Source organism: Vibrio hepatarius, from assembly GCF_001274785.1.
GTDB classification, from domain to species: Bacteria; Pseudomonadota; Gammaproteobacteria; order Enterobacterales; family Vibrionaceae; genus Vibrio; species Vibrio hepatarius.
On sequence record NZ_LHPI01000038.1, the window covers coordinates 1 to 3308 of the forward strand.

A 3308-nucleotide genomic window follows, 5' to 3' on the forward strand; every position below is an offset into this window, starting at 1 on the left:
ATTTAAAGCCTGGCGATGTCCTACTCTCACATGGGGAAACCCCACACTACCATCGGCGCTAATTCGTTTCACTTCTGAGTTCGGCATGGAATCAGGTGGGTCCAAATCGCTATGGTCGCCAAGCAAATTCTTAAAATTCGGAAAGCTGTGTTCAGTTCTTACACATTCAATTTGTTCTTGTATCGAGTCCATCAAAACCCTTTGGGTGTTGTATGGTTAAGCCTCACGGGCAATTAGTACAGGTTAGCTCAACGCCTCACAACGCTTACACACCCTGCCTATCAACGTTCTAGTCTCGAACAACCCTTTAGGACCCTCAAGGGGTCAGGGAAGACTCATCTCAGGGCTCGCTTCCCGCTTAGATGCTTTCAGCGGTTATCGATTCCGAACTTAGCTACCGGGCAATGCGTCTGGCGACACAACCCGAACACCAGAGGTTCGTCCACTCCGGTCCTCTCGTACTAGGAGCAGCCCCCTTCAATCTTCCAACGCCCACGGCAGATAGGGACCGAACTGTCTCACGACGTTCTAAACCCAGCTCGCGTACCACTTTAAATGGCGAACAGCCATACCCTTGGGACCGACTTCAGCCCCAGGATGTGATGAGCCGACATCGAGGTGCCAAACACCGCCGTCGATATGAACTCTTGGGCGGTATCAGCCTGTTATCCCCGGAGTACCTTTTATCCGTTGAGCGATGGCCCTTCCATTCAGAACCACCGGATCACTATGACCTGCTTTCGCACCTGCTCGAATTGTCATTCTCGCAGTCAAGCGGGCTTATGCCATTGCACTAACCTCACGATGTCCAACCGTGATTAGCCCACCTTCGTGCTCCTCCGTTACTCTTTGGGAGGAGACCGCCCCAGTCAAACTACCCACCAGGCACTGTCCTCACCCCAGATAATGGGGCTAAGTTAGAACATCAAACATACAAGGGTGGTATTTCAAGGTCGGCTCCACAGATACTGGCGTACCTGCTTCAAAGCCTCCCACCTATCCTACACATGTAGGCTCAATGTTCAGTGCCAAGCTGTAGTAAAGGTTCACGGGGTCTTTCCGTCTAGCCGCGGGTACACTGCATCTTCACAGCGATTTCAATTTCACTGAGTCTCGGGTGGAGACAGCGTGGCCATCATTACGCCATTCGTGCAGGTCGGAACTTACCCGACAAGGAATTTCGCTACCTTAGGACCGTTATAGTTACGGCCGCCGTTTACCGGGGCTTCGATCAAGAGCTTCGACCGAAGTCTAACCCCATCAATTAACCTTCCGGCACCGGGCAGGCGTCACACCGTATACGTCATCTTACGATTTTGCACAGTGCTGTGTTTTTAATAAACAGTTGCAGCCACCTGGTATCTGCGACTTCCGATAGCTCCATCCGCAAGGGACTTCACCGTCAGAAGCGTACCTTCTCCCGAAGTTACGGTACCATTTTGCCTAGTTCCTTCACCCGAGTTCTCTCAAGCGCCTTGGTATTCTCTACCCGACCACCTGTGTCGGTTTGGGGTACGATTCCTTACAATCTGAAGCTTAGAGGCTTTTCCTGGAAGCATGGCATCAATGACTTCACTACCGTAGTAGCTCGACATCGTGTCTCAGCCTTAAAGAGAGCCGGATTTACCTAACCCTCAAGCCTACGCACTTGAACCTGGACAACCGTCGCCAGGCCCACCTAGCCTTCTCCGTCCCCCCATCGCAATTGTAAGAAGTACGGGAATATTAACCCGTTTCCCATCGACTACGCCTTTCGGCCTCGCCTTAGGGGTCGACTTACCCTGCCCCGATTAACGTTGGACAGGAACCCTTGGTCTTCCGGCGAGGGGGTTTTTCACCCCCTTTATCGTTACTCATGTCAGCATTCGCACTTCTGATACCTCCAGCAAGCTTTACAACTCACCTTCAACGGCTTACAGAACGCTCCCCTACCCAATGCAGTAAACTGCATTGCCGCAGCTTCGGTTTATTACTTAGCCCCGTTACATCTTCCGCGCAGGCCGACTCGACTAGTGAGCTATTACGCTTTCTTTAAATGATGGCTGCTTCTAAGCCAACATCCTAGCTGTCTAAGCCTTCCCACATCGTTTCCCACTTAGTAATAATTTGGGACCTTAGCTGGCGGTCTGGGTTGTTTCCCTCTCCACGACGGACGTTAGCACCCGCCGTGTGTCTCCCGGATAGTACTTACTGGTATTCGGAGTTTGCAAAGGGTTGGTAAGTCGGGATGACCCCCTAGCCTTAACAGTGCTCTACCCCCAGTAGTATTCGTCCGAGGCGCTACCTAAATAGCTTTCGGGGAGAACCAGCTATCTCCAGGTTTGATTGGCCTTTCACCCCTAGCCACAAGTCATCCGCTAATTTTTCAACATTAGTCGGTTCGGTCCTCCAGTTGATGTTACTCAACCTTCAACCTGCCCATGGCTAGATCACCTGGTTTCGGGTCTATATCCAGAGACTGAGCGCCCAGTTAAGACTCGGTTTCCCTACGGCTCCCCTAGATGGTTAACCTTGCCACTGAATATAAGTCGCTGACCCATTATACAAAAGGTACGCAGTCACACCACGAAGGTGCTCCTACTGCTTGTACGTACACGGTTTCAGGTTCTATTTCACTCCCCTCACAGGGGTTCTTTTCGCCTTTCCCTCACGGTACTGGTTCACTATCGGTCAGTCAGTAGTATTTAGCCTTGGAGGATGGTCCCCCCATATTCAGACAGGATATCACGTGTCCCGCCCTACTCGATTTCACTGAATGTGCGTTGTCAACTACGGGGCTATCACCCTGTATCGCCGGACTTTCCAGACCGTTCGTCTAACGCATATAAAGCTTAAGGGCTAGTCCAATTTCGCTCGCCGCTACTTTCGGAATCTCGGTTGATTTCTTTTCCTCGGGGTACTTAGATGTTTCAGTTCCCCCGGTTCGCCTCATTAACCTATGTATTCAGTTAATGATACTTGCTTATGCAAGTGGGTTTCCCCATTCGGAAATCCCAGACTCAAGTGGCTTTTACTGCCTAATCTGGGCTTATCGCAAGTTAATACGTCCTTCATCGCCTCTGACTGCCAAGGCATCCACCGTGTACGCTTAGTCACTTAACCATACAACCCCAAAGAGTTTCGCGAAGCGATTCTTGAGGATGTTGTTAAACAACCAAAGTTGTCTGCAATTATTTAAACATGATGCAGACTCGATTTTGCCGGACTCAAATTCCAAGAACACTTGAATGTGTTGTATTGGTGTTTGTCTTAAAGACAAACATTGAGAACTTTACAAACAACAATAAATTGTTGTTTTGTCAGCTTTC

2 rRNA genes are annotated in these 3308 nt (G+C 50.2%); both read right to left on the reverse strand.

Going from position 1 to position 3308, the window contains the following annotated elements:
• Window positions 1-7: 7 nt before the first annotated feature.
• Window positions 8-123 (reverse strand): 5S ribosomal RNA (gene rrf / locus AKJ31_RS21700).
• An 89-nt stretch (window positions 124-212) separates the two neighbouring features.
• Window positions 213-3102: ribosomal RNA gene (locus tag AKJ31_RS21705) — 23S ribosomal RNA — on the reverse strand.
• Between the last annotated feature and the right edge of the window lie 206 nt (window positions 3103-3308).